General features: G+C 64.2%; 22 protein-coding genes. 10 read left to right on the top strand and 12 right to left on the bottom strand.

The genetic code is table 11. The features are described from left to right. Positions 1-3 precede the first annotated feature (3 nt). The 6 genes from AC56QX_RS02935 to AC56QX_RS02910 all read left to right on the top strand — a co-directional run bounded on the left by AC56QX_RS02935 (position 4) and on the right by AC56QX_RS02910 (position 5,844). Positions 4-1,044 carry a branched-chain amino acid ABC transporter permease gene (locus tag AC56QX_RS02935; protein ID WP_497113633.1) on the top strand — a complete coding sequence of 347 codons (1,041 nt, stop codon included), beginning with the start codon at positions 4-6 and terminating at the stop codon, positions 1,042-1,044. Between the two features lie 70 nt (positions 1,045-1,114). After that, positions 1,115-2,452 (top strand): ABC transporter substrate-binding protein, encoded by a 1,338-nt coding sequence (locus AC56QX_RS02930; RefSeq protein WP_497113632.1) that lies wholly within the window; start codon positions 1,115-1,117, stop codon positions 2,450-2,452. An 80-nt stretch (positions 2,453-2,532) separates the two neighbouring features. Further along, positions 2,533-3,339: an ABC transporter ATP-binding protein gene (locus AC56QX_RS02925; RefSeq protein WP_497113631.1), complete on the top strand. Its 807-nt coding sequence runs from the start codon at positions 2,533-2,535 to the stop codon at positions 3,337-3,339. A 24-nt stretch (positions 3,340-3,363) separates the two neighbouring features. After that, a complete protein-coding gene (locus tag AC56QX_RS02920; protein ID WP_497113630.1) occupies positions 3,364-4,611 on the top strand; it encodes an SfnB family sulfur acquisition oxidoreductase in 1,248 nt (415 codons plus the stop codon). A 71-nt stretch (positions 4,612-4,682) separates the two neighbouring features. Beyond that, positions 4,683-5,243 (top strand): FMN reductase, encoded by a 561-nt coding sequence (gene msuE, locus AC56QX_RS02915; protein WP_497113629.1) that lies wholly within the window; start codon positions 4,683-4,685, stop codon positions 5,241-5,243. Positions 5,244-5,358: 115 nt separating this feature from the next. After that, on the top strand, positions 5,359-5,844 hold the full coding sequence (locus AC56QX_RS02910) for a hypothetical protein (RefSeq protein WP_497113628.1): 486 nt from the start codon (positions 5,359-5,361) through the stop codon (positions 5,842-5,844). A gap of 49 nt (positions 5,845-5,893) precedes the next feature. On the opposite strand, the gene AC56QX_RS02905 is transcribed toward AC56QX_RS02910, so the two are convergent. From AC56QX_RS02905 to AC56QX_RS02880, 6 genes are all read right to left on the bottom strand, one after another. Beyond that, complete coding sequence (locus AC56QX_RS02905) at positions 5,894-6,445, bottom strand: hypothetical protein (protein ID WP_497113627.1); 552 nt, start codon at positions 6,443-6,445, stop codon at positions 5,894-5,896. Then, entirely contained in the window at positions 6,438-9,323 is a 2,886-nt protein-coding gene (locus AC56QX_RS02900) for a sarcosine oxidase subunit alpha family protein (protein WP_497113626.1), read from the bottom strand. Before AC56QX_RS02900 ends, AC56QX_RS02905 begins: the two co-directional genes overlap by 8 nt. Then, positions 9,320-9,586, bottom strand: coding sequence for a sarcosine oxidase subunit delta (locus AC56QX_RS02895; RefSeq protein WP_497113625.1), 267 nt, complete (start codon positions 9,584-9,586; stop codon positions 9,320-9,322). The genes AC56QX_RS02900 and AC56QX_RS02895 overlap by 4 nt, the downstream gene beginning before the upstream one ends. Before the next feature lie 8 nt (positions 9,587-9,594). Further along, on the bottom strand, positions 9,595-10,848 hold the full coding sequence (locus tag AC56QX_RS02890) for a sarcosine oxidase subunit beta (RefSeq protein WP_497113624.1): 1,254 nt from the start codon (positions 10,846-10,848) through the stop codon (positions 9,595-9,597). A gap of 37 nt (positions 10,849-10,885) precedes the next feature. Then, positions 10,886-13,297 (bottom strand): GcvT family protein, encoded by a 2,412-nt coding sequence (locus AC56QX_RS02885; protein WP_497113623.1) that lies wholly within the window; start codon positions 13,295-13,297, stop codon positions 10,886-10,888. Positions 13,298-13,462: 165 nt separating this feature from the next. Continuing rightward, positions 13,463-14,122 carry a TetR/AcrR family transcriptional regulator gene (locus tag AC56QX_RS02880; protein WP_497113622.1) on the bottom strand — a complete coding sequence of 220 codons (660 nt, stop codon included), beginning with the start codon at positions 14,120-14,122 and terminating at the stop codon, positions 13,463-13,465. 274 nt (positions 14,123-14,396) lie between these two features. On the opposite strand from AC56QX_RS02880, the gene AC56QX_RS02875 reads away from it, so the two are divergent. Continuing rightward, a complete protein-coding gene (locus AC56QX_RS02875) occupies positions 14,397-15,836 on the top strand; it encodes an aldehyde dehydrogenase family protein (RefSeq protein WP_497113621.1) in 1,440 nt (479 codons plus the stop codon). Positions 15,837-15,890: 54 nt separating this feature from the next. Then, positions 15,891-16,466, top strand: coding sequence for a DUF1349 domain-containing protein (locus AC56QX_RS02870; RefSeq protein ID WP_497113619.1), 576 nt, complete (start codon positions 15,891-15,893; stop codon positions 16,464-16,466). A gap of 53 nt (positions 16,467-16,519) precedes the next feature. Here the strand turns inward: AC56QX_RS02870 and AC56QX_RS02865 are convergent, their stop codons facing one another. From AC56QX_RS02865 to AC56QX_RS02840, 6 genes are all read right to left on the bottom strand, one after another. After that, positions 16,520-18,094, bottom strand: a complete 1,575-nt coding sequence (locus tag AC56QX_RS02865) for a glycosyltransferase (protein ID WP_497113617.1) — start codon at positions 18,092-18,094, stop codon at positions 16,520-16,522. Beyond that, the gene (locus tag AC56QX_RS02860) at positions 18,091-19,329 is read right to left on the bottom strand and encodes a glycosyltransferase family 4 protein (RefSeq protein ID WP_497113615.1); all 1,239 of its coding nucleotides are present in this window, start codon (positions 19,327-19,329) and stop codon (positions 18,091-18,093) included. The genes AC56QX_RS02865 and AC56QX_RS02860 overlap by 4 nt, the downstream gene beginning before the upstream one ends. Positions 19,330-19,447: 118 nt before the next feature. Continuing rightward, on the bottom strand, positions 19,448-20,971 hold the full coding sequence (locus AC56QX_RS02855) for a mercuric reductase (RefSeq protein WP_497113614.1): 1,524 nt from the start codon (positions 20,969-20,971) through the stop codon (positions 19,448-19,450). Then, positions 20,961-22,310, bottom strand: coding sequence for a glucoamylase family protein (locus AC56QX_RS02850; protein WP_497113613.1), 1,350 nt, complete (start codon positions 22,308-22,310; stop codon positions 20,961-20,963). Before AC56QX_RS02850 ends, AC56QX_RS02855 begins: the two co-directional genes overlap by 11 nt. A 236-nt stretch (positions 22,311-22,546) precedes the next feature. Then, entirely contained in the window at positions 22,547-23,299 is a 753-nt protein-coding gene (locus tag AC56QX_RS02845) for an SDR family NAD(P)-dependent oxidoreductase (RefSeq protein ID WP_497113612.1), read from the bottom strand. Between the two features lie 119 nt (positions 23,300-23,418). Then, on the bottom strand, positions 23,419-24,228 hold the full coding sequence (locus AC56QX_RS02840; protein WP_497117660.1) for an IclR family transcriptional regulator: 810 nt from the start codon (positions 24,226-24,228) through the stop codon (positions 23,419-23,421). A gap of 220 nt (positions 24,229-24,448) precedes the next feature. Between AC56QX_RS02840 and AC56QX_RS02835 the strand changes: the two genes are divergently transcribed. Both AC56QX_RS02835 and AC56QX_RS02830 read left to right on the top strand, forming a co-directional pair. After that, positions 24,449-25,429, top strand: a complete 981-nt coding sequence (locus AC56QX_RS02835; RefSeq protein WP_497117658.1) for an ABC transporter permease — start codon at positions 24,449-24,451, stop codon at positions 25,427-25,429. Beyond that, positions 25,429-26,271 carry an ABC transporter permease gene (locus AC56QX_RS02830; protein ID WP_497113611.1) on the top strand — a complete coding sequence of 281 codons (843 nt, stop codon included), beginning with the start codon at positions 25,429-25,431 and terminating at the stop codon, positions 26,269-26,271. The genes AC56QX_RS02835 and AC56QX_RS02830 overlap by 1 nt, the downstream gene beginning before the upstream one ends. Positions 26,272-26,274: the final 3 nt, after the last annotated feature.

The following is a 26,274-nucleotide window of genomic DNA, read 5'->3' as shown; positions in this document are numbered from 1 at the left end:
GCCATGGCCGCGATCACAAGCGATTTCTCCTCCGCGCCGGCCCTGCCGAAATGGATCGTGCCCGTGCTGCTGCTCGCCTTTGCCTATGGCGTCGTGCCGCTGATCGGCTCGAGCTATCTGTTCGAGGCCATCCTGCTGCCGTTCCTGGCGCTCAGCCTTGCCGGCGTGGGCTTGAACATCTTGACCGGCTATGCAGGCCAGGTTTCTCTGGGCAGCGCCGCCTTCATGGCGGCAGGCGCCTTCGCCGCGTACAACTTCAACCTGCGCGTTGAAGGCTTGCCGCTGATCGGCAGCATCTTTCTGGCGGGCATCGTCGCCGCCGCGATCGGCATCGTCTTCGGCCTGCCCAGCCTGCGGCTGAAGGGTTTTTATCTCGCGGTGTCGACGCTTGCCGCGCAGTTCTTCGTGCAATGGGCGCTGACCAAATTCAGCTGGTTCTCCAACGACTCGGCGTCCGGCGTTATCGACGCGCCAAAACTCTCGATAGCTGGCTTCGCTTTCGATGGCGCCGTCGGCCGATATCTCTTCGCGCTGACCGTCGTCAGCGTCCTCACCTTCCTCGCCTATCGGCTGGTCTCATCGCAGACCGGGCGCAACTTCATCGCCATTCGTGACAATGAAACCGCCGCCCGCATCATCGGCATTCCGGTGCTGAAGACCAAGCTGCTGGCCTTCGCCATCTCGTCCTTCATCATCGGCGTCGCCGGCGTCATCTGGGCCTTCGCCTATCTGCGGACCGTCGAGCCGGCCGGCTTCGATCTAGACCGGTCCTTCCAGATCCTGTTCATCATCATCATCGGCGGCCTGGCCTCGATCCGTGGCGCCTTCTTCGGCGCCGCCTTGATCGTTGTGTTTCCGCTCGCGCTGTCTCGCCTCGGCGGCTTCCTGCTCGGCGATGTCTTCGACTCGGGCGTGCTCGATATGAGCCAGCGCATCGTGCTCGGCGCCCTCATCATCCTGTTTCTGATCCTTGAACCCGACGGGCTGGTTGCCCTGTGGGACAGGGTCCGAAGACGGCTCCTGTTCGCCTGGCAGTCGACCTGAGCCCCGCACTCGCATTTGAAAATGAACCAGAGGCCGAACCAAGACGGCCCATACCGGGAGTACCCTGACAATGACCTTCCTCAGCACCATCAAGGCGGCGGCGCTGTCCGCGGCGATGATCGTGTCGGTGGCCTTGCCCGCCGCCCACGCCGACGAACAATATTTCCCGCTGCAGAGCTACCGCGTCGGCCCCTATGCGGCCGGCGGCACCGGCTTCTTCGGCGGCTTCATCGACTATCTCAACCTCATCAACATCCGTGACGGCGGCGTCAACGGCGTCAAGTTGACCTGGGACGAGTGCGAGACCCAGTACGAGGTCGAGCGTGGCGTCGAATGCTACGAGCGCCAGAAGAGCCATGCCGGCGCCGCCGCCTGGAACCCGCTCTCGGTCGGCATCGCCTATGCGATGATCGACCGCATCACCGCCGACAAGGTGCCGCTGATCACCGTCAACCACGGCCGCACCGATTCCACTGACGGACGCGTCTTCCCGTACGTCTTCCCGCTGCTGCTCAACCCCTACAGCGAGACATCGGGCATCGTGAACTACATCGCCGCCAAGGAAGGCGGCATCGACAAGCTCAAGGGCAAGAAGATCGTCGTGCTCTATCACGGCTCGCCCTATGGCAAGGAGACCATCCCGATCTATGAATTGCTGGCGCAGAAATACGGCTTCACCGTGCAGCAGATCGAGGTGCCGCATCCCGGCAACGAGCAGCAGTCGCAGTGGCTGGCCATCCGCCGCGCCAAGCCGGACTTCGTCGTCCTGCGCGGCTGGGGCGTGATGAACCCGGTGGCGCTGAAGACGGCGGTCAAGGTCGGCTATCCTGTCGACCACATCGTCGGCAATGTCTGGTCGAATTCGGAAGAGGATGTCATCCCGGCCGGCGACGCCGCCAAGGGTTACACCGCCATCACCACCCAGGCCTCGGGCAACACCTATCCGGTGGTGCAGGAGATCGTGAAGACCGTCTATGGCGCCGGCAAGGGCAACCTTGAAGACAAGTCGCGCATCGGCTCGGTCTATCACAATCTCGGCATCGTCAACGGCATCCTCAATGTCGAGGCGATCCGCGTCGCGCAGGAGAAGTTCGGCCATCGCACGCTGACCGGTGACGAAGTCCGCTGGGGCTTCGAGCACCTGAAGCTTGATCCGGCCAAGGTCGAGGCGCTCGGCGCCAAGGACCTGTTCCACTCGATCAACGTCAGCTGGGACAATCACGAAGGCGAGGGCTACGTGACCTTCCAGCAGTGGGACGGCAAGAAGTGGAACGTCGTGTCCGACTGGATCGCGCCGGACTGGGCGCTGCTGCGGCCGATCATCGAGAAGTCCGCAGAGGCCTATGCCGCCGAGAAGGGCATCAAGCTACGCACCGCCGACGATGCCAACGCCGTGACCACCAACTGATCAGCCAATGCCTGGCGCCACGGAGAGCTTTCCGTGGCGCCTAGCCCTTGACGGTTCCTCGAACCGCGGAAGCAGAGCCCATGTCGGACAATGACGTCATCCTTGCGGTGGACACGATCCATGCCACCTACAATCACGCCATCACGGCGCTGCATGGCGTCTCCTTCGAGATCCGGCGCGGCGAGATCCTGGCGCTGCTCGGCGCCAATGGCGCTGGCAAAACCACCACGCTGAAGGCCGTCTCCAACCTGCTGCCGGCCGAGCGCGGTCAGGTCAACGCCGGCACCATCCGCTATGATGGCTCGGATGTCTCGCGCCGCAAGCCCGGCGATCTCGTGCGCGCCGGCCTGGTTCCGGTGCTGGAAGGCCGTCACTGCTTCAAGAGCCTCACCGTCGAGGAGAACCTGGTCGCCGGTGGCATCGGTCGCAGCGGCCGCCGCGCCGAGATCAACGCGGATCTTGAGCGGATCTACGGCTATTTCCCTCGGCTCAGGGAAAAGCGCCGGACATTGTCCGGCCTGACCTCCGGCGGCGAACAGCAGATGACGGCGATCGGCCGGGCGCTGATGTCGCGGCCGCGCCTGCTGGTCCTCGACGAACCGTCGATGGGGCTTGCCCCGCTCGTCGTCCAGGACATTTTCCAGACGCTGAGAAAGCTCAACCGCGAGACCGGCCTGTCGATCCTGGTTGCTGAGCAGAACTCGGCGGTCGCGCTTCGTTATGCCGACCACGCCACGGTGCTCGAAAACGGCGTCTCCGTTCTCTCCGGCGCGGCTGCCGATCTTCGCCAGCGCGAGGACGTGCGCGCCTTCTATCTCGGTCAATCGACCACCGGCCAACAGCCATCGCCGGCTACCAAACCAGCCCATCTCCACGCCGTTGCCTGAAACGAAATTCGAAGGAGCAGTGAAATGACCGTCTCGACCGTCAAGACAGACCATGCCTCCGCCGCCGTGCCGCCCGTCGCAAGGCCGTCGGCGCCGGCACACATCATCAAGGACGACGCCGAGGCGATCGCGGTCGCCCATGCGCTCGCCGCCGAATTCGTCAAGGATTCCTCCAGGCGCGATCGAGAGCGCATCTGGCCGGTTGCCGAACTCGACGCCTTTTCGCAAAGCGGCCTGTGGTCGATCAATGTGTCCAAGGCATTCGGCGGGCCGGAAGTGTCCTACGTCACGCTGGCCAAGGTGATCGAGATCATTTCGGCCGCGGATTCCTCGATCGGCCAGATCGCCCAGAACCATCTCGGCGTCATTGCCGCGATCCGCACCGTTTCGGACCCGGAACAACAGAAGTTGCTGTTCGCCGAAGCGTTGAAAGGCACGCGGTTCGGCAATGCCTTTTCCGAGTTCGGTTCCAAGCGCGCCGCCGATTTCGAGACCCGCTTCACCGATGACGGCGACCATGTCGTCGTCAATGGCCGCAAATTCTATTCGTCCGGCGCGCTGCTCGCGCATCTGGTGCCGATCGTGGCGCTCGATGACGAGGGCCGCGCCTGGTATGCGATCGCCGACCGTGGCGCGCCGGGCCTGACCGTCATCGACGACTGGTCGAGCTTCGGCCAGCGCACGACTTTGTCCGGCACCGTCATCATCGACAACGTCAAGGTGCCGAAGACGCATCTGGTGCCCGGCTACAAGGGCTATGACAAGCCGACCGCCGATGGCGCCATCTTCCAGATCATCCAGGTGGCCGTGGACACCGGCATTGCCCAGGCCGCCATCGACGAAACGGTCAACTTCGTCAGGACCAGGAGCCGCGCCTGGATCGACAGCGGCGTCGACAATGCCTGGGACGATCCCTACACCATCCAGGCGGTCGGCGACCTGACGCTGCGCCTGCACGCCGCGCAGGCGCTGCTCGAAAAGGCAGGCCTGGCAATCGACAAAGCGGTGGCCGAGCCGACGGCGGAGACGGTGGCGCATGCGCAGATCGTCACCGCCGAGGCGAAAATCCTGTCGACCGAGATCGCCATCGCCGCGACCAACAAGCTGTTCGAACTGGCTGGCACGCGCTCGACTCTGGCCGAGCACAATCTCGACAGGCATTGGCGCAATGCCCGCACCCACACGCTGCACGATCCGGTACGCTGGAAGTACTCGATCCTCGGCAAATACTTCCTCAACGGCGAAAACCCGCCGCTGCACGCCTGGAGCTGATTTCCCACCGGTGGGCGGATGGCCCGCCCTTCAAGATTTCGACCATCATGACCAAAGAGAGCCCAGTCACCATGTCAAATCCAACAGTCGTCGGCTTTTCCGGCAACATCACCCGACCGTCAAAGACGCGCGCCTTCGTCGATCTCGTCACCAGGGACATCGCCGCCAGCCATGGCCTGTCGGCTGTTACCTACGACATCGAGGATGTCGGCCCGTCGCTCGGCACGGCAAGGTGGGCGCGCGACCTCGACAGCCAGGCGCAACCGATCCTGGCCCAGATCCTCGCCGCGGATGTGCTGGTGGTCGGCTCGCCAACCTACAAGGGCAGCTATACCGGCCTGTTCAAGCACTTCTTTGACCTGATCGATCCGGCAGCACTGCGGGGCAAGCCCATCCTTTTGACCGCGACCGGCGGCGGCGAGCGTCACGCCCTGATCGTCGAGCATCAGCTGCGGCCGCTGTTCGGCTTCTTCGAGGCTTTCACGCTGCCGACCGCCGTCTACGCCACCGACAAGGATTTCACCGACGGCGTGCTGCGCTCCGAAGCGATCCTGAAGCGTGCGGCGCAGGCGGTAGACGAGGTCGGCTTCGTGCTGGCCAACCGATCGGCAGGCAGGGTCGCGGCCGAGTAGCAGCCCAACAGCGGATTTCGCCGATCGAAATTCGGGGGGTAGCTCCCTCGCTTACGTGCAATTTACGACCGCCCGCTACAAAGTTCCTGTCTGATTCGTCCGAGACAGGAACACCATGAGCAAAGCCCTCACGACCTTCGCACTCGTCGCGGTGCTGACCGCCTTGCTGATGGCGCTGAGCCTTGCTGTGGCGAGGCACGGCTATCCCTATGGCGCGATCGGCGTCAGGCGGCTCGACGGCATCGCCGACGCCGGAACCTTCATTCCGCTCGCGGCGGTCTTTTTCTTCAGCGCGCTGTTGATGATGATCCTGCCGATCCGCGCGGCCAGCATCGTCCTCACCCATGCCGCCGACGCGATCTTCTGGACCGTGATCGTGCTGTTTGCCACTATCGTCGGCGGTCTTGTCGCCCGATGGGCCTTCGGTCAGAGCGGTGTTTTGGCAGCGCTGCTGAACTGGCGGTTCCTGTTTGCCGTGGCGGTCGTCGGCTGTCACTTCGTCATGAACGAACTGCGCCGCAACGTCCTGTTGCGCAGCCTGTTCTTCGTGATCTTTGCCGCCGCGACGCTCGCCTGCCTGTTCTGGTCGTTCACGCTCTGAGCGTGCTGGCTAAACTCTTTGTTTAACGCAATTCCGGACGGAAAACCGTTCACACTTTTCCTGGAATTGCTCTACCGGCCGCGATGTGACCGGCAGCCTGCTCCATCCACGTCCAGAGATAGGCTGCAAGGCCGCGGTCGACATGGATGCGCAGCTTGCTTTCGTGGCGATAGACGATGGCGCTGATGCCGGCGAAGGAAAGTGCGGCACTGGGGCTCGGCTGTCTGGAATCAAGCGTTGTTCCACGTGCGATAAAAGCATCGAGCGCGGGGCTTTCGACCTCGAACACCTGTAGCCCGGCGCTGATCTCCGTCACCGCAAAACCCTCCGCGTGCCAGCCTGCAGCAATCGTCAGCGGAGTGTTCGACACGATGAGCAGCCGGTCTCGCGCCAGTCTCGCGGCATAGCGGTCGCCCTGCGCCACGCCAAAAGCGCCCACGCTGTCGCCGCCCATGCCCGATGTCTTCGACCAGGCAGCGAGGTCGCCACTGACCAACATCTGGCTGAGGCCAGGGACGGTGCGCACCGCAAGGCCTGATGTCGTGATCTTGGCAGCCCGCCAGTCCGATGCAACCGACCATTTTTCCGCGAGATCACGCATGCAGCCGGTCTCCTGCCAGGTCGAAGGCGCAAGGCGTGGCAATTGTCGCCTTGCTGACCTTGCCGAGGTGCTGGATCTCGATCGTTTCGCCATGGCGCGAAGCACCACGCTCGATCAGGCCGAGTGCGATAGGGCGGCCTAGCGTCGGGCTCTGGTAGCTCGAGGTGACAAAACCCTGGCTGCGCAGCCTGCCATCGCTGCGCCGGATGCCATGCGCCCCAGTTGGCAGCGGCGCTTCGCCTTGCGGCACCGTCAGCCCGACAAGGTGCAGGCGGTTGTTTCGCGACGCCTCCTCGGTGAACAGCGACCGGCGGCCGACATATTCGGTCTGGCGTTTGGCGCGGGGCCCTTCACTGCCGAGGTCGTGCGGCAGCGTGGTGCCGTCCGTGTCCTTGCCGATGACGATGAAGCCCTTTTCGGCGCGCAGGATCATCAGCGCTTCGAGGCCGATGATGACGGCATCGAACGCCTGGCCGGCCTGACGCAGATGCGCCCATAGTGGCTCGGCACGGTCAGCCCGGATCGAAATTTCATAGCTCCTGTCGCCGGTGAAGCTGACGCGGGTCACGCGCACTTCGTCGCCGGCGTACCTGCCATGGTCGATCGCCATATGCGGCAGGTCGGCATCGTCGAGTGAGAGGCCGAGATCGACTGTTTCGAGCAGTTTTCGGGCATTCGGCCCGGAGACGGTCAGCGTGGCCATGTCCGCTGTGGCATTGTGGATATAGACGGCGTCACGACCAAAACGGTCCTGGCGCCATTCCTCCAGTCGGGCGTGCACCGCGGCAACATGCGAGGACGAGCACGAGACGACGAAGCGATGCTCGTCCAGCCGCACCAGCACACCGTCATCGAAGACCACGCCGTTCTCCGACAGCATGAAGCCGTAGCGGCAACGGCCCGGCTTCAGCGTCGACATGGTGTTGTAGTAGAGGAAATCGACGAATTCGGCCGCCTTCGGCCCGACCACCTCGATCTTGCCGAGCGTCGAACCGTCGAACAGCGCGACAGATTGGCGCGCGCGCAACGCTTCGTCCTGGATGGCGCGATCCGCATCGGCGCCGTGACCGCCATAGTGGGCAGGCCGTAGCCAGCCGCCATATTCCTGGAAGACCGCGCCGCTGGCACGGTGGATAGTCTCCAGCGGCAGCCGGCGCACCGGCGCCATCAATTCGCCGACGCGCGCGCCGGCAAAGCTCGCCAGCGGCACCGGCGTGAAGGGCGGGCGGTATGTGGTGGTGCCGACCTCCGGCACCGTGCGTCCGGTAATTCCTGCCATCAGCGCCAGGCCGGGCAGGTTGGAGGTCTTGCCCTGATCGGTCGCCATACCGAGCGTGGTGTAGCGTTTGAGATGTTCGACCGAAACGAAGTTTTCGCGCGCCGCCAACTCGACGTCCTTCACCGTCACGTCGTTCTGGTAGTCAATCCAGATGCGCCCTTTCGAACCGGGCACCGGCCACGCCGCCGTTATGCCGCCTGTCGCCTCCGGCCCGGTGCTGCGCGGCATCGCCGCTTTCGTTTGCCCCAAAGATGCAACGGCGTTGCCGGCACCTGCGAACACCTCCGACAAGGAAACCGCGCCTGCGGCGGCGCCAGCCACGGCAATGCCATCCACCGGATCGCCCGGCAGGAAGGCGGCGCGTGCCTCGCTCCAAGCAAGCTTGCCCTTGGCCTGGCCGAAGAGATGAATGGTCGGCGTCCAGCCGCCCGAGACCAACACGCAATCGGCGTCGAGCTTGGCGCCGTCATCCAGCGTCACGCCCTCGACGCGCAGTCTGCCGCTGGCGGAAGCAAGCGCGCGCCCTTTGACCAGTCGTATGTTGGCCGGAGTAGCGGGCATGCCATCGCGCCTGATATCGACAAGCGTGACATCGGCACCTGCCTCCGTGAGCGCGCCAGCAACCTCATAGGCGCTGTCATTGTTGGTCGCGACGACGACTCGGCGGCCGACCAGCACTGCATGGCGCCTGAGATAGAGGAGCGCCGCATCCGCCGACAGGATGCCGGGCAGGTCGTTGTTGGCGAAGGGCAGCGGCCGCTCGATGGCGCCGGTCGCCAGCACGATCTGGCGCGGCCTGACCCGCCACAGCGTGTCGCGCCGGCCATCGAAATGACGCTGGTTCAGCCCGACCAGATTGTGGTCGTAGATGCCGAAGGCGGTGGTCGAAGGCAGGATCAGGTGACCGCCCGTGCTAAGCTCCGCAACCGTCTCCTCGATCCAGACGGCCGCTGGCTTGCCGTCGATCTCGCCGGCGCGGTGGCCGAGCGATCCGCCCGGCTTCTGCTGGTCATCGATCAGCGTGACGGAGAGACCCGCGCTAGCAGCCAGTTTTGCTGCCGCCAGCCCGGTCGGGCCGGCGCCTATCACCAGTACGTCGCAATGGTGGTTGATCTGGTCCGATGTGCCCGGCGAGGTCCAGTCGGCATCGACCTTGCCCAGCCCGGCCATGGCGCGGATGCGTGGCTCGAACATGTGCCAGTCCGGCCACATGAAGGTCTTGTAGTAGAACGCCGCCGGAATGAAGCGCGAGAAGCGGTTGAGGAAGGCGTTGCGGTCGGCCAGCGCATTGGGCGTCGCATTGACGCTTTTCGCCATCAGCCCGTCGCGTGCCGGCTCGGTCGTGGCGCGCGTGTTCGGCGTCGCCTGGGGGCCGCCGACATCGACCAGCGCGTTCGGCTCCTCGACGCCCGCGCCCCATATGCCGCGCGGCCGGTGGTATTTGAAGCTGCGGCCGACTATCGCGACATCGTTGGCCAGCAGCGCCGAAGCGATGGTGTCGCCGGCAAAGCCGTCCACGGTCGTTCCGTCGAAACTGAAGCGGATCGGCCGTGAGCGGTCGATGGCGCTGCCGCCAGCGGTGAGACGCGAGGCGGTCACGCCGCGTGCTCCCCGCCAAGGGCGGTCGAGGACAGCACCTTGTGCGTGACGGTGTCACGCTCCATGACGAAGAACTCGCCGCAGTTCATGTGCACCCAGATTTCGCGCGCCGTGCCCTGCGGATTGCCGCGCAGATAGAGATATCCGGCCCAGCGCTCGATCGGCACATCGGCGCCGTCCGGTCTGGCGTTGCCGGCATCGCCGCCATAGTGGAATTCGGTCTCGTCGCGCGGGCCGCAGAACGGGCAAGGAAAAAGCTGCATTGGAACCTCTAATGCGCGATACCGGAGCCGGCCGCTTCGTCGATCAGCCGCCCACTGGCGAAGCGATCCAAATCGAAAGGCCGGCTGATGTCGTTGTGTTTGCCGGTGGCCAGCAGGTTCGCCAGCAACGTGCCGCCGGCGGGAATGGCCTTGAAGCCGCCCGTGCCCCAGCCGCAATTGAGGAACAAATTGGGCAGTGGCGATGGGCCGATGATCGGTGAGGAATCCGGCACGACATCGACAATGCCGGCCCACTGCCGCATCAGCTTGAGCTGGCCGAAGATCGGGAACATTTCCAGCAGGCCGGCGATCACCGTTTCCAGCGTCGGCAGATTGCCGCGCTGTGCATAGGACGGGATGCGGTCGAGCCCGCCGCCGATGACGATCTCGCCCTTGTCCGACTGGCTGACATAGACGCCGCAGCCGGGCGACAGCACCACCGTGTCGAGGATCGGCTTCACCGGCTCGGAAACGCAGGCCTGCAGCGCATAGGAGTTGATCGGCAGCCGGAAACCAGCCTTGGCCGCCAGCACCGAGGAATGTCCGGCCACCGCCATGCCGATGCGGTCCGCGCGGATGGCGCCACGGCTCGTCTGGACGCCACGGCAACGGCCGCCCTCGATGATGAAATCGGTGATCTCGCAGTTCTGGATAATGTCGACGCCGAGCCGGCTCGACGCCCGCGCATAGCCCCAGGCGACCGCGTCGTGGCGTGCCGTGCCGGCGCGGCCCTGCCAGATGCCACCAAACACCGGGAAGCGCGCGTCAGGCGAAAAATTGTAGATCGGCGCCACACGCCGCACGTCGTCCGGCGAAAACAACTCGGCATCGATGCCGTTGATTTGCATGGCATTGACGGTGCGCGCGCCGATCTCCATTTCGGCGGTCGAGTGGCAGAGATTGACCATGCCGCGCTGCGACAGCATGACGTTGTAGTTCAAATCTTTCGACAGCCCTTCGTAGAGCCGGTGCGCCAGCCCATAGAGCTCGACGCTTTCCGGGTAATAATAGTTGGAGCGCACCACGGTGGTGTTGCGGCCGGTGTTGCCGCCGCCGATCCAGCCTTTTTCCAGCACCGCCACCCTGGTGATGCCATGGTTTTTCGCCAGATAGTAGGCCGTCGCCAGCCCATGGCCGCCGCCGCCGATGACGATCGCGTCGTAAGATGGCTTCGGCTCGGGCGAGCGCCAGGCCTGCTTCCAGCCGCTCTGGCCCGCCAGGCCCTCCTTGAACAGCGACAGGGCGGAATAGCGTCGGGTCATCGCATGTCTTCCGCAGGGATGGCAGCGCTTCTTTCGGTCATGCCCGCATCGCCTTGCCAAGTGGATCGTAGGGCGACGAAGCGATGACGCGCGCTCCTCTTTCGACGCCGACGATGTGGGTTGTCAACTCAGTATCGATACCGGCCGCTTCGCGATCGACAAGCGCCATGGCGAGGCTCTTGCCGACCGTATGGCCATAGCCGCCCGAGGTGACGAAGCCGGCAAGCTTGCCTCTGCTCCAGACCGGTTCGTAGCCGCTGGCATCGGCATCCGCCGCCTCGATTTCGAGCGTCACCAGCGTTCGCCTGGGACCAGCCTTCTGCTCCTTCAGCGCCGCTTCGCGTCCGATGAAGTCGCCCTTGTCGAAAGCGATCCAGCGGCCCATGTCGGTTTCATCAGGCGTGTAATCCTGGGTGAACTCGCGCGACCAGATGCCAAAACTCTTTTCGAGCCGCAGCGAATTGACTGCGCCAAAACCGTATTCGGTAACACCGAGGTCGCTGCCCGCCGCGAGCAGCGCGCGGCGCAGCCCAGCATGCTCGTTGGCTTGGCAATGGATCTCGTAGCCGAGTTCGCCGATGACCGAGAGCCGACCAACCCTGGCCTGTACAAGGCCGACATCCAGCGTCTTGCAGGCGAGGAAGCCGAAGGCCTGGTGCGAGACATCCTGGTGCGTCAGCCGTTCGAGCAGACGGCGTGCATTGGGGCCGGCCAACGAAAAGCCGACGACCGCGTCCGAAATGTCGCGCACCGTGACGCCGTCAGCGAGGTGCTGTTCGAACCAGCGCATGTGCCATTGGCGGAGGTGGTAGGATCCCATGATCCACCAGCGGCCGTCGCCCCAGTTGAAGACGGTGAGGTCACCCTTGAGCTTGCCGTTCTCGCCCAGCATCGGCGCGAGTTTTGCTCGGCCGGGTTTGGGCAGCGCGCAGGCAAGCAAGCGGTCGAGCCAGGCTTCCGCTTGTGGCCCAGTGATCTCGTAGCGTGAGAAGGCGGTGATATCGAGCAGGCCGACGCCTTCGCGCACCTTGCGGCATTCCTGGGCGACGATGTCGAAGGCGTTGGAGCGCTTCAGCGTCGGCGTTTCGACAAATCCTTGCGGCGCGAAATAGAGTGGCACTTCCATGCCCCAGGAATTGCCCCAGCGCGCCCCGGCTGCACCCATGGCGTCATGCGCGCCAGCCGTCTTCAACGGCCGCCCCGCCGGCAGCTGTTCGTTGGGGTAGCTCATGACGAAGCGGCGCGAATAGAATTGCCCGGTCGTCTGCTTGATGTATTCGCGGTTGGAGGCGAAATCGCCGTAGCGGGCGATGTCCATGCCGTATACGTCCGCTTCCGGCTCGCCATGGATCATCCACTCGGCAAGCGACTTGCCGACGCCGCCGCCTTGCAGGAAGCCGGCCATGACGCCGCAGGCCACCCAGTAATTGGGCACGCCGCGCACCGGGCCGACCAACGGATTGCCGTCGGGCGAGAAGGTGAAGGCGCCGTTCACCCAGCGCTTGATGCCGGCGGTCTCCAGGCAGGGGTAACGGCTGAAGCCAAGCGCCAGCTCGTTGGCGATGCGGTCGGTGTCCTCCTGGATAAGCTCGATGCCGTAGTTCCACGGCGCGCCGTCCATATTCCAGTGCTTGTGGTTGATCTCGTAGATGCCGAGCAGCAGGCCCTTCTGCTCTTGGCGCATATAGGTGAAACCTTCGAGGTCGACGACCAGCGGCAATTCCCGGTCGAGCGCCTGGATCTCGGGCAGCGCCTCGGTGACGAGGTAATGATGCTCCATCGGCGAAACGGGCAGGTCGATGCCGGCCATCCGGCCGACCTGCTTGGCCCACAGGCCGCCGGCATTGACGACGTGCTCGGCAATAACCGTGCCTCTCTCGGTGACCACGTCCCAGCTGCCGTCGGCACGCCGGTTGAGCTCCAACACACGGTTGTGCTCGATGATCTCCGCGCCGCGCTTCCTTGCCGCCTTGGCATAGGCATGGACGACGCCCGAGGGGTCGATATGACCTTCGCGCGCCGCATAGAGGCCGCCCAGCATGCCGTCGGTGTTGAGGATCGGGCAGCGCTGCTTGATCTCGTCGACGCCGACCAGATGGACATCGTCTATGCCCATGGTCTGAAAAATGCGGTAGGAGGCCTTGAGCCATTCCCAGCGCTCCGGCGCCGACGCGACCGAGATGCCGCCGGTCATGTGCATGCCGATGTTCTGGCCCGATTCCTTCTCGACCTCCGACAAAAGGTCGATCGTATAAGCCTGCAGCGCGGCGATGTTGGGGTCGGCGTTCAGCGCATGGAAGCCGCCGGCCGCGTGCCAGCTCGACCCCGCGGTCAGCACCTCGCGTTCGATCAGCGCGACATCGCTCCATCCGAACTTCGCCAGGTGATAGAGCACCGACGCTCCAACCACGCCGCCGCCGATAACGATCGCCCTGTATTGCGATTTCATCCTATCACGCTCCACCCGGTCTTGGCGGCACATGCTACCGGCATTGTACATATGTGTCTAGTGCGTTGCGCGTTGACCCCGGAGCAGGCTGGCGTGCTGGTTAGGGACTGAACGCCCTACCTATGTCGTTAGGAAAGCTTTTGGGCTAAGCGGCCGATGACGCGTCTACCGGTTGCCGGAAAGCGTCTTCTCGACATAGCGGGCGAAGTCCTCGACATCTTCTGTCGGAGGCTCCTGGCCGGTGAAGCTGCGCAGATAGGAGGCGACCTGAGCCAGGCGGGTGCTCATCGGCTCGTTGAGCTCGAGCGAATAATAGCCGATCTGCATGAAATAGAGCACGCGGGCGCGCACGAATGCGTCCTCTTCCTCATAGCCATGGCGCATGTACATGTCGCGTATGGCATTGACGCGCTCTTCGTCGGCCTCGTCGAGTGCGCGCCGGATGGCGGGAGAGCGGCGGGCCCAGGCCCTGATCGCGAAATCCAGCCGGGGATCGAAAAGCCTTTCGTCGACCCAGCATTCGAAAATGCTCATCACGCCCCGAATGACCGTGGCGGAGGGCCGCGAGGCGCGTTCGACGATGAACCTGGTGTTGGTTTGCCGCCAATAGTCCAGCAACTGGTCGAGCAGATCCTGGCGGCTCTTGAAATACCAGTAGAAGCTGGAGCGCGAGACGTCGAGCTGCTGGCCGAGCGTCAGCACGCGGACGCGTTCGACACCATCCGAGATCAGTGTTTCAAGCGCCAGCTTCAGCCAGTCTTCACGAGTGGCCTTGATGTTGCCGGTGGCGCCGGCGCGCTGAATCGTCGTTTCGAGAGCTGCCATCAGCACGACGCATGACACGCCGCACCGGGCAAATCAAGGCTATGGACATATCTGTCCAGGGCAATTCGTCTGGGCCTGAACGGCGCCCCGCGAATATTAGCCGGGTTGCTGTCGGCCAGGCGCTGGCACCGTCGCACGATTGGCACACGGGCAGGCCCGGGGATTTTTGTCGCGGCTGCTCGACCAGTGTTTGCTTTCCCGCAAGGCATTTGTCTGGCAAATACCAATTCAGACAGATGCCGCCGCGCGGCCAACCAGCAGGAAAGACCAGGACATGGCGCAGTTTCGAAAAAACCTCATCGATGGCGAATGGGTCGGCGACGCCGGGTCCCGCAACATCAACCCCTCGGATACCGGCGACGTCGTCGGCGAATATGCCTCGGCGGGCGTGGAACAGGCCAAGCAGGCGATCGCGGCGGCCAAGGCGGCGTTTCCGGCATGGTCACGCTCCGGTCCGCTGGCACGCCATGCGGTGCTGAAGAAGGCGTCCGACGAGATCATGGCGCGCAAGGAGGAGATCGGCCGCAATCTGGCGCGTGAGGAAGGCAAGACACTGGCCGAAGGCATCGGCGAAACCATTCGCGCCGCCCAGATATTCGATTTCTTTGCCGGCGAGACATTGCGTCTGACCGGAGAGATGGTGCCAAGCGTGCGGCCGGGCGTCGGCGTCGAGATCACGCGCGAGGCGGTCGGCGTGGTCGGCATCATCACGCCATGGAATTTCCCCATCGCCATTCCGGCCTGGAAGATCGCGCCGGCACTGGCCCATGGCAACACCATCGTCTTCAAGCCGGCGGAACTCGTCCCCGAAAGCGCCTGGTCGATCGTCGACATCCTGCATCGCGCCGGCCTGCCCAAGGGCGTGCTCAATCTGGTCATGGGCAAGGGCTCGGTTGTCGGCCAGGCGATGCTCGACAGCCCCGATGTCAATGCCATCACCTTCACCGGTTCGGTCGGCACGGGAAAACGCGTCGCCGCCGCAAGTGTGGAACACATGCGCAAGTTCCAGCTCGAAATGGGCGGCAAGAACCCGCTGGTCGTGCTCGACGATGCCGATCTTGCGGTCGCCGTCGATTGTGCGCTCAACGGCGCTTTCTTCTCGACCGGCCAGCGTTGCACGGCCTCGTCCAGGCTGATCGTGGCCGAAGGTATCCACGACCGTTTCGTCGACGCGCTGAAGGACCGCATGGGCAAGCTGGTGATCGGCGATGCGCTTGACGCGCAGACCCAGATCGGTCCGGTCGTCGACGCGACACAGCTGAAGCAGGACGAGGACTATATCGCCATCGGCGTCAGGGAAGGCGCCACGCTTGCCTTCGGCGGTGAAAGGCTAGACCGCAAGACACCGGGCTTCTACCTCAGCCCGGCGCTGCTGACCGAGGCCACCAATGCCATGCGCAGCTCGCGCGAGGAGATTTTTGGGCCGGTCGCCAGCGTCATCCGAGTCAAGGATTATGACGAGGCGCTTGCCGTCGCCAACGACACACCCTTCGGGCTGACCTCGGGCATCTGCACATCGAGCCTGAAGCACGCCACCCACTTCAAGCGCAATTCGGAGGCCGGCATGGTGATGGTCAACCTGCCGACGGCGGGCGTCGACTTCCACGTCCCCTTCGGCGGCCGCAAAGGCTCGAGCTACGGCCCGCGCGAACAGGGCCGCTATGCCGCGGAGTTCTACACCACAGTCAAGACCGCCTATACATTCGCAGGTTGATCGGGCGCCGGCTCATCGGCCGGCGAGCTTTCACTGCGGAATCGGCACGAGGCAATGGCATTGCAGGACCTGACCTGGCTCAACCCGCCGCCGCATCACGCCGTCGACGGCGATGCCGTCCACGTGCGCACCGGCAGGGAGACCGATTTCTGGCGCGAGACCTTCTACGGTTTCTGGCGCGACAACGGCCACTTTCTGCATCTGCCGGTCGAGGGCGACTTCACCGCCGAAGTCACTGTCAAGGGCGACTACAAGGTGCTCTATGATCAGGCCGGGCTGATGATCCGGTTGAGCGAGACGCATTGGATCAAGGCCGGCATCGAATACACTGACGGCCTTGCCTATTTCTCCGTCGTCGTCACCAACGACACATCAGACTGGTCGCTGGTCGCCATTCATGCCGATCCGAATGGCGTCAGCATTCGCCTGACCCGCCATGGCGAGGCGATCCGCGTCCAGTATCTCGATGCTTCGGATGGCCATTGGAAGCCGGTGCGGCTTGCCTATTTCCCGGTCTCGAAGACGGTCGATGTCGGCATGATGTGCTGCTCGCCGCAGCGCGAGGGTTTCGAGGTCACATTCTCCGGATTTTCGGTCGGCTCGCCGATTTCGCGGGAGTTGCACGACTGACGCCTGCTGCGCTCGACTGAATTCAAGCAGCACGGCCTGTACGGCAGGCCGCGTCACCAGGGGACGTGTAGGATCTCCAGCTTCGGCAGGCCGACCGGCCTGATACCGAGATCGTTGGCGAGCATGCCAAAGGCTTCGGTCTCGATCAGGTCGCGGTAGGGGATTTCGGGGAAGCGAAGGCCGCCGCGATGCAGAGCGGCATCGACCAGCAGCATGGTCCCGCCGACCGCATCGAGGCCGATGATGTCGAGATGCCTGACATCGCTGAGATGATACCGGTTTGGCGTTTGCGCGGGAGGCTGGTGGAGACCGCCGCGTATGTCCCGATAGTAGCGATAATCCTTGATCTGTCGTCTGATCACGAAGCTGTTGAGGTCGAAGCTGCCGCCGCCGGCGATCTTCACGCAGTTCGGCACCGCGATGCGATGCCCCGTCGCGATCAGGCGATTCAGGGCATCGCTGGGGAAGCGCCAGACGTCGATATCGATCCACAGCGCCCAGTCGTCGTCTTCCTTCAACCCGTGATCGATCAGGTAATTGCGCACCTTGGCAATCGCACCGCGCCTTGCGCGTTGCATGCGAGGCTTTGCCCGTTTTGCCCTGTCGAGCCGGGTGCCGACCTGTCTTTGCAGCAGCACAATGTCGCGATATTTGCCGGCTAACTGCGTTGTAGAAGCCTGCAGCCGCTCCCAGCTTCCATCCAGGCTGTCGCCTTCGCAGAAGACCAGCTTGATCCTGTCCTTGGGATAATCGAGCCCATCCAGCGCATCGAGAAAGGGTTGGATGAGGTCGGCGGCGTCGCGAAGCGGCACCAGAACGGCAATGTTTTGGCCTGAAGGCGGTGGGGCCGCCAGAACCGCCTTGTCGACACCGGCTTTCGCCACGGCCTCGTCCAGAAACGCGCCGCGCGTCAGGTGGTACCGGAGCCGGTAGGCTCGGTTGCGCAGTTTGGTCGTCCATTTCGGCGGTGGCTCCGGGGTCCACCATGTGCCGGCCCAGTGATGGACGGAAAGCGCAGCCGTAGCGTCGCCGGCCTCGCGCTCCGTACTGCCGGCCGAGGTCACCGGCGCGAACAGGCCGGAAGGGTGAATGGCGAAGGCCGCCTGATCGCTGTAACCGCGCTGCGCGGAGGTGAAAAGGCAAGGACCGGTGGCATCGAGCACGTCCTTGGCGCCGGCGAGCCCCGGCATCATGGACAGGAGGTGCAGCCAGAATGGATGGCGGGGCGGGCTCGCGATTGTTCCGTTGAACAGCAGATAGGGCAGGCCCCGGAAATCCGCCTGGACGGCCGCATGCGAAGCCGGCTCCTTGCACAGCACGACACGGGTCTCGCCCATGATCGGATCGAAGGGGGCGACGCATTCGCAATCGATGTCGGCGTAGATCCCGCCAAAATGATGCAGCAGCATATAGCGCGCAGCATCCGACCGCTGCACGCCATTCGTGTAGCTGCAGAACATCGGCAGGAAATCCGGGTAGTGCTCGGCCACGAATTCGAGCAGCATCCTGTCGCTCCAGAACATCACCGTCCAGTGCGGATTATGCCGCTTCCAGCTGTCGGCATAGGCCTGGAAGCGTGCGGGAAGGGTGTCGCTCTTCCATGTCTGGTGCAGGATTGCTGGAATCATCCGGTGGAACCGCTCAGTCCAAGCCCGTCACGAACGGCGTCGCGGATCGCTTGCGGGCCAAACCTTGCCCATACCGCCTGATGCGCGCGAAGCCGTTGCCGCGCCCTGCGTTCGGGATCGAGACAGAGCGCGATGGCCATCTCGGCAAGCGTTTCGTCGGAGGGAGACAGCAGCACCTCGTCATTTTCGACCAGGTCCAGGCCTTCGGCTGCGATCGGCGTCGCGATCACCGGCACGCCAGCGGCCATTGCTTCGAGGATCTTGATGCGTGTGCCGCCGCCCGCCGTCAGCGGGACGATGGTGAGATGCGCGCTGGACAAGAGCGGCGCCACATCCACGGGATCTTCGATGAGCTCCACACCGGGCAATCCAGCCAATGCCCGCACTTCCGGTGTCGGGGTGCGTCCCGCCACGACGAGCCTGGCATCCGGCAGGGCGTTGCGGATACGGGGCAATATGACAGTGGCCAATCGCTGCGCGGCATCAACGTTTGGCGGATAGGCGAGATGGCCGATGAACACGATCACCGGAAAGCCGTTGCCGGTCGACGGCTCGGCAGGCAGGGGCGCGGGACCATCCCCGGCTTGCGGAATTCCGTTCGGAACGACGTCGATCGGGATCTTGTGTCGGGAGAGCGTCATCAGCTTCTGGCGATCCAGGTTCGAGCAGACCCAGACCCTGTCGACAAGGGACAGTGCCTTCCTCTCGAGGAGCCTGACGCCGAACGCCGCCGCGGATCGCTTGGCACTGAGACGCCTGATCTGTCCGGCCAGATCGGACTCGACATTGTGCATGTCGAGAATGAGCTGCTCGGCCAGCGGCCGCAGGGGCCGCAGCAGCTTGAACAGGCCGACACCCTCGACAATGATGGTGTCCGGGCGGAATTCACGGGCGAGCGCCTCGAGCCGCGTCAGGGCAGAACGCGGTATGCGGTTCTCCACCCTTGAGCGCCACCAGCCGATCGAGGCCGTGCGGGGCTCTCCCGCGATCGACAGACCCTCGACGCGGATTGACGGACCGGGAGCATTCGCTGCTATCTTCGGCTTCACCGAAACCAGGCAGACCGGTCCGAACCTGGTAGCCGCTTCGGCGTTGCGGTAGTTTCTCAGATCCGAACCCGAAGCCGGCGGAAAGCCGGGGTCGTGCGACACGACCAGCGTGCGTTTCTGGGCCGCGCGCGCGGAAATGGACGCCGGCGGCGTCGTGTCAGGCAGGGGACCCAATTCAGATGGCATTTCAGAACGATTCCGTGACCACAGGCATCGGCGCCACCTTGTTTAGCTGAACAAGGCTTTCGTCAAGCACTGCATATTTTGAATGCTGCCGTCCAAAGCCCTCGGCGAGCCGGCGAAGTTATCGCCTGGACCAGGCCAGCCAGCGCGCCGCCAGACGCCTACGCAAGGAGGTGAACCGGGTTCGCCTGTAGGCGTCGCCGGCCATCTTGATTCCTTGCGCCTGCGTCGGGAAGGGATGGATGACATCGGCCAGGGCACGCAATCCCATGCCCGACCGGATGGCGAGCGTCACCGCATTGATCATCTCGCCGGCATGGCTGGCGACGACCGTCGCCCCGAGGATACGGTCGGATCCCTCCCGGACATGGATCTTGACGAACCCTTCCTCCTCGCCGTCCATCACGGCACGGGCGACATCATGCATCAGCACCGTATAGGTCTTGACCGGAATGCCGTTGCGCCGCGCCTCGATCGGATAGAGCCCGACATGGGCGATTTCCGGGTCGGTATAAGTGCACCAGGGAACGATCAGTTCGCTGAGCCTTTCGCGCCCGCGAAACAGGGCATTGCGCACGACAATGCGCGCCGTTGCCTCGGCGGTATGGGTGAATTTGTATTCGAGACAGACATCGCCCGCCGCGTAGATATGCGGATTTGTGGTTCTCAAATGATCGTCCACCTTGATGCCGTTGGCGTCATACGCCACCCCGGCATCTTCCAGGCCGAGGCCATCGACATTGGGCGAACGGCCGACGCCGGTGATGATCTCATCGACGGAAATCGTCGTCGTGTCGCCGTCCCGCATCAGGTCGGCGAGCTTCTTGCCGCCCTCCATCCGCACCGCCACCACCTCGGTGTTGAGGCGCACCTCGACCCCCTCGCGCGCCAGCGCGTCCGAAAGGATCTGCGCGGCGTCGCGTTCCTCGCCAGGCAGGAACATCGGATCGTTCTGCGCCAGGATCACTTTCGCGCCGAGCAGGCAGAAGGCCTGCGCCGTCTCGCAGCCAAGCGGCCCGCCGCCGATGACCAGGAGCCGCTCAGGGCATTTTGTGAGATTGAACATGCTCTCATTGTCGAGGTAGCCGGCCTCGGCAAGTCCCGGGATCGCCGGCCCGCTCGGATGCGCGCCCGTCGCAACCAGGGCCTTCTTGAAATGCAGCGTCTTGCCGGCGACCACCACGGTGTCCGGTCCGGCAAAGCGGGCCTCGCCGAAATAGAGGTCGATGCCTTCCGAAGCGATGGCGGCGGCCGAATCGGCGCGGCTGAGCCGCTGCCGGATCTGCCGCATGCGCATCATGCCCCGTTCGAAGTCGACGCGAAGACGCTCCGGCGTGTCGCCGCCGAAATTCTCGGCATCGCGCATGTCGGCATAGAGCCTGGCCGTGCGGATGATCGACTTCGACGGCACGCCGCCGACATTGACGCAGGCGCCGCCGATCAGCCAGCGCTCGATCAGCGCGACCTTGGCGCCAAGGCCAGCGGCGTCGCGCGCCGCGGTCAGCCCGGCCGGCCCGGCGCCGATGACGACGAGATTGTACGGACCGTCGGGGGTAGGGTTCTTCCAGCGCGGCGGATGCGCGGCCCGGATCAGTTCGACGTCGTTGCGGTCGACAGGGAAGGCCTTTGTCCGTTCACGCGCCATCGCGGCCCCCTGAAGCGGGGCCTGCCGGCTGCGACAGCCAGCCGCCGCTGAAGCCGGCCTTCCCCAGGCCGCGGCGGATGTGAGGATTGGAGCGCATCAGATCCCAGATCAGGCGCGAGCGGTGGTTCTCGATCATCATCACCACGATGCCCTGGTCCAGCCCGTAATGGCCTTCCGACACCCAGCCATTGCGGCCGAATTTTCGCCGGTTGGCCAAGGTCGGATTGAAGCCGCTCGGCAGCCGGAAATTGTCGATCACCTCCGGATAACGCTCACCGAGATGGCGCATGGCGGCGAGGCAGATGTCAGGCGCGAAAGGCAGCGACGCCGGATAGGACCATGGCGCGATCGTCCCGTCATCCGGCCCGAACGGCGCGCCGCGCGCGGCATAGCCGGAAAAACGGTGCCGCCGTCGCTCGACACTGGCGCGGAAGCCGCCTGGTCCGTCGCCGGCGGAGAGCCCCCACAGGTTCTCGCCATAGCCGTCGAAGCCATAGGGGTTATGGCGGGCATAGTCGCGCTGCAGATAGGTCGAGCGGCGGCTGTTTTCGAAATAGTCCGAATTCTTCTCGCGCATGAAGGCGTCGCGGATGCCGGCGAAATCGATCCAGGCATGCGAGAACTGGTGCATGAACAGCGGGCCGCCATAGAGCACGTCATGGCCGTAGATGTTTTCCCACTGGTAGGTCGCCGTCCAGGCTTCATAACTGTCGTCGGAGGTCGGGCGCTCGGGCGAGGCCATCGACAGCACGTAGAGGATGGTCGCCTCGTTGTAGCCCTCCCAGCCATAGTGCAGAAAACCGCTCTTCGGCTTCCAGCCTTGCCGCAAGGTCGGTGTGCTGCCTTGCGCCCATCGCCAGTCGACGCGCCGATAGAGTGCTTCGGCCAGTTGTCGGATTTCGGCTTCCTTCTCGTCCTCGCCGGAGAAATAGGCGGCGGCCACCAGTATGCCGGCCATCAGCAAGGCGGTGTCCACCATCGACAGTTCGCAGCGCCAGACGCGCAGGCCTGTCCGCATGTCGAGGAAATGGTAGTAGAAACCCTTATGGCCGGTGACCTCTTCGCCGCTGCCTTGCGGGCTGGCAGAGAAGAAACGCAACGCGGCAAGGGTCAGATCCACCGCCGCCCTGCGCGTCATCCAGCCGCGCTCGACGCCGACCGGATAACAGGAGAGCGCGAAACCGACGACCGCAATGCTGGCCGGCGAATTCGGCCGCGACGTATCGGCGACCAGACCGTTTTCGGGGTTCACAGTCTCGAGGAAATAATCGAAGGCCGCGCACTGGTAGCGGTCCAGAAGCTCGTCATCGGACAGTGCGGCAGGATGTGCTTCAGGCAAACGATGCAAACTCCAGCATGGTGGCCGCGGGCCCGGTCGATTGTATGGCGACGGTACGGCGGCCATGGGTCATCGCCCTTGCAAGGCTGTCGCGTTGTGTCATGGCTTTCCCGCAAATCCTGTTGTGTCACCGCCCATTCAGACGTCAGCCACTATAAGCCTGTCCAGTTCCGATCGTTGCCTCGTCACGCGGAATTGTAGTCGCATACTTCGATGTGGGGATGTCTCGACCGGGCTCAATAGGTAGCGCGGCCGCCGGAAACGTCAAAGACGGCGGCCGTCGTGAACGAGCATTCTTCCGAGGCGATCCAGCAGATCAGCGCCGCCACCTCTTCGACCTCGCCGAAGCGCGCCATCGGTATCTTGGACAGCATGAAGTCGATGTGCTCCCGGTTCATCTGCTTGAAGATCGCGGTGCGCACGGCCGCCGGCGTCACGCAATTCACCGTCACCTTGGTCTTGGCCAGTTCCTTGCCGAGCGACTTGGTCAGGCCGATCACCGCAGCCTTGGACGTGCTGTAAGCGGAGGCATTGGGATTGCCTTCCTTGCCCGCGATCGAGGCGATGTTGACGATGCGGCCATAATTGCGCTCGAGCATGTGCGGCACCAGCGCCTTGTTGCAGTAGAAAACCCCGTTGATGTTGATGTCGATGACCTTCTGCCAATCCTCGGTCGAATAGGCCCATGTCGTCATGTTCGGCCCGGTGATCGCCGCGCTGGTGACCAGGATATCGACGCCGCCAAGGGCTTCGATCGTCCGTGCGGCGGCGCCTTCAACGCCGGCGGCATCGGCGACGTCGATGGCAACACCGTGCAGGCCAGGGACGATAGCCTTTGCCTGTTCGATCTGGGCCGGATCGCGATCCCAGACGCTGACACGCCCGCCTTCCTCGACGATCCTCTGCGCGACCGCCAGGCCGATGCCCGAGGCGCCGCCAGTGATGACCGCCGACCGGCCGGCAAAGCGTCCCGCGAAGTTCATCGGCATCTGATTCTCCCCCCTGTCCATCTTGGCTGAAGCCGCCATTGGCGGAGACTGTGAGGTCATGGCCGGGCAAGTTCAAGCCGGCATGCAGGCCGATCGTCTGGGCCAATGCCTGGCTCGGATCAGTCGGGATTGCCCTCGAGCTCTCGGCGCAGGGCCTCTACCATCGCCACCAGCGCGGGGCCAATCTCGGCATGCGCGCGTTGCTCGGTGATAATCTCGCCGATGCCGCCGCAGGTGATGGCGACCAGCGGCGAGCCGTCGCGCGGGCGGAACGGCACGCCGACCGCGTGAATGTAGCTGTGCCAGGCGCCGAACGAGGTGACATAGCCGCGCCGCTCGTACTGGGCGATTGCGTCCTCGATGGCAGCAGTGATCATCGCCGCCTTGTCGGGCTCTGCCTCTTGCAGTGTTCGCACAAGACTGGCGCGTTCTTCCGGCAGAAGTCCCGCCGCATAGGCCAGCCCCATCGAGGTCTTCCAGATCGGCAAATAGGAGCCCGGATTGAGCCGCAGCGTCACCAGGCTCTCCGATCGGCAATTGGCGAGATAGACCATGTTGAGGCTGTCGCGCGTGCCGATCGCCACCGCCGCCCCGGTCAAATCGGCCAACGGCTGCATCAGCGGCCTTGCGATATGAACCACCGCGCTGGAACTGAGCGCCGAATAGCCGAGCGCCACCGTTGCCGGCCCCAGGCTGTAGCGGCCGAGGTCCTTGTCGTAGAGCAGATAGCCGAGCGCACTCAGCGTATAGGTGATGCGCGAAACCGTGGCCTTGGGGAGGCCGGTGCGGGCGATGATGTCCTGGTTGCCGAGCGAGGCGTCGCCCGGTCGGAAGGCACGCAGTATGCCGAGCCCGCGCACCAGCGACGACGAAAGCTGCGCGCCGTCGCCGTCAAGCTCCGTCTCGTCCCTTGTCGCTCGCTTGCGCACGCTGGCGGTCTTTCTGGCGGAGTTGTCCACCTGTCGGGCCGGTCTCGCCGGCGCTGTGCATTCAAAAATGAAATTAAATTCCATTTATATTGACAGCGGCTTTTGCAGCCTGTCAATATGTCCCCTTGATGGCATCTGTCAGCGCCTTGTGCCATCTTACGAAGCCCGTCCTTGTGAAGGTAGCCACGTGTCCCGCTATATTTTGCGCCGGCTTATCGCGATGCCGTTCCTGGTGCTCGGCATCGTCACCATCGCCTTCCTGATCACCACGGTCACCAAGGGCGATCCGCTGACGGCGATCGTCGCCGAGCAGCAGATGAGCAATCCCGAAGTGGTCGCCGCCGCCAAGGCCCGCTGGGGTTTGGATCGTCCGCTGCCGGAGCGCTATATGATATATCTTGGCAATCTGCTGAGCGGCGACCTCGGCACTTCGTTCATCACCAAGCGCAATGTCGGCACCGACATTCTCTATCGCTTGCCGGCCACGCTCGAACTGGTCTTTGCCGCGATGATCTTCGGCACCACGCTCGGCATCGTGCTCGGCGTTCTGGCCGCCTATTTCCGCAACAGCCTGATCGACCATGGCGCGCGGCTCTTCGCTTTGTTCGGCTCGTCGCTGCCGGTGTTCTGGTCGGGCCTCGGCCTGCTGTTCATCTTCTCCGTCATGCTGAACTGGCTGCCGGGGCCAGGCAGGCTCGATGCCCGGCTTGCGCTGCCGCCCGGCATCACCGGATTCCTGACCATCGATTCGCTGCTGGCCGGCGATCTCACCGTCTTCAAGGATGCGCTCTGGCACCTGCTACTGCCGGCATTCGTGCTCGGCTGGACGGTGTCGGGAACCATATCGCGGCTGGTGCGCGCCAACATGCTGGATGTGATGAGCCGCGAATTCGTGCTCACCGCGCGCGCCAAGGGCGCGAGCGAATTCCGCGTCGTCATTGTGCATGCGCTGCGCAACACCATGGTACCGACGCTGACCGTCATCGGCTATTCCTTCGCCTATCTGATCACCGGCGCGGTGCTGACCGAGACCATCTTTTCCTGGCCGGGCATGGGCTCCTATGCGGTCGAAGCGGCGCGCGCCCTCGACTTCCCGGCGATCATCGGCGTCACCATCGTCGGCGGCCTCGCCTTCCTGGTCACCAACCTGATCACCGACATCCTCTATGTCGTTGCCAATCCGCGCGTGAGACTGAGCTGATGTCGGCCGTCGTCGCCAAATCCCGTTCCGCCGCCATCCCCGAATGGCTGACCGCGCCGCTCGTCATCGGCACGGTCGTCATCCTGTTCTGGCTGTTCATGACCGTGTTCGCCAATCTGGTCGTGCAGTTCGATCCGCTGGAAATGGTTGCGCGCCGCCTGCAGCCGCCGAGCTGGGCGCATTGGCTGGGCACCGACGCACTCGGCCGCGACGTGCTGGCCCGCACCTTGCACGGTGCGGCGCATTCGTTGCCGATCGCGGTCCTGGTCGTCGTTTCGGCCGTCGTCATCGGCTCGCTGCTCGGCGCCATCTCCGGCTTCGTTGGCGGCCTGACCGGTGCGGCGATCATGCGGCTGGTCGACATCACCTTGTCCTTCCCGCCGATGCTTTTGGCCATGGCCGTCGCCGCCTCGCTTGGGCCCGGCCTCGGCAATGCCGCCATCGCCATGGTGCTGGTCTGGTGGCCGGTCTACGCCCGGCTGATGCGGGCGCAGGTGCTGGAAGTGAAGGAGCGCGAGCATGTCGAGGCGGCGATCGCCGCCGGCGCCAGGCCAAGCCGTGTCCTGTTCACGCACATATTGCCGCTCTGCTGGACCCCGGTGCTGATCAGCGCCACCATGGATCTCGGCCAGGTCGTGCTGCTCGCCGCGTCTCTGAGCTTCATCGGCCTCGGCGCCACGCCGCCGACACCCGAATGGGGCTCGATGATCTCCGACGGCGCCGTGCATTTCTATCAATGGTGGATCGCCTTCGGTCCCGGCGTCGCCATCCTCACCATCGTGCTCGGCTTCAACTTCATCGGCGACGGCCTGCGCGACATTCTCGATCCAAGGTCCGACTAGGCG

This window comes from Mesorhizobium sp. RCAM 06353 (genome assembly GCF_059683585.1).
Note: the sequence above shows the minus strand (reverse complement) of the source record. Positions and strands in the feature narration are given on the sequence as shown.

Coding starts and splice junctions, on each gene's coding strand:
- AC56QX_RS02935 (WP_497113633.1), top strand. CDS start 4: ATGGCCGCGATCACAAGCGATTTCTCCTCCGCGCCGGCCCTGCCGAAA.
- AC56QX_RS02930 (WP_497113632.1), top strand. CDS start 1,115: ATGACCTTCCTCAGCACCATCAAGGCGGCGGCGCTGTCCGCGGCGATG.
- AC56QX_RS02925 (WP_497113631.1), top strand. CDS start 2,533: ATGTCGGACAATGACGTCATCCTTGCGGTGGACACGATCCATGCCACC.
- AC56QX_RS02920 (WP_497113630.1), top strand. CDS start 3,364: ATGACCGTCTCGACCGTCAAGACAGACCATGCCTCCGCCGCCGTGCCG.
- msuE (WP_497113629.1), top strand. CDS start 4,683: ATGTCAAATCCAACAGTCGTCGGCTTTTCCGGCAACATCACCCGACCG.
- AC56QX_RS02910 (WP_497113628.1), top strand. CDS start 5,359: ATGAGCAAAGCCCTCACGACCTTCGCACTCGTCGCGGTGCTGACCGCC.
- AC56QX_RS02905 (WP_497113627.1), bottom strand. CDS start 6,445: ATGCGTGATCTCGCGGAAAAATGGTCGGTTGCATCGGACTGGCGGGCT.
- AC56QX_RS02895 (WP_497113625.1), bottom strand. CDS start 9,586: ATGCAGCTTTTTCCTTGCCCGTTCTGCGGCCCGCGCGACGAGACCGAA.
- AC56QX_RS02890 (WP_497113624.1), bottom strand. CDS start 10,848: ATGACCCGACGCTATTCCGCCCTGTCGCTGTTCAAGGAGGGCCTGGCG.
- AC56QX_RS02885 (WP_497113623.1), bottom strand. CDS start 13,297: ATGAAATCGCAATACAGGGCGATCGTTATCGGCGGCGGCGTGGTTGGA.
- AC56QX_RS02880 (WP_497113622.1), bottom strand. CDS start 14,122: ATGGCAGCTCTCGAAACGACGATTCAGCGCGCCGGCGCCACCGGCAAC.
- AC56QX_RS02875 (WP_497113621.1), top strand. CDS start 14,397: ATGGCGCAGTTTCGAAAAAACCTCATCGATGGCGAATGGGTCGGCGAC.
- AC56QX_RS02870 (WP_497113619.1), top strand. CDS start 15,891: ATGGCATTGCAGGACCTGACCTGGCTCAACCCGCCGCCGCATCACGCC.
- AC56QX_RS02865 (WP_497113617.1), bottom strand. CDS start 18,094: ATGATTCCAGCAATCCTGCACCAGACATGGAAGAGCGACACCCTTCCC.
- AC56QX_RS02860 (WP_497113615.1), bottom strand. CDS start 19,329: ATGCCATCTGAATTGGGTCCCCTGCCTGACACGACGCCGCCGGCGTCC.
- AC56QX_RS02855 (WP_497113614.1), bottom strand. CDS start 20,971: ATGGCGCGTGAACGGACAAAGGCCTTCCCTGTCGACCGCAACGACGTC.
- AC56QX_RS02845 (WP_497113612.1), bottom strand. CDS start 23,299: ATGCCGATGAACTTCGCGGGACGCTTTGCCGGCCGGTCGGCGGTCATC.
- AC56QX_RS02835 (WP_497117658.1), top strand. CDS start 24,449: ATGCCGTTCCTGGTGCTCGGCATCGTCACCATCGCCTTCCTGATCACC.
- AC56QX_RS02830 (WP_497113611.1), top strand. CDS start 25,429: ATGTCGGCCGTCGTCGCCAAATCCCGTTCCGCCGCCATCCCCGAATGG.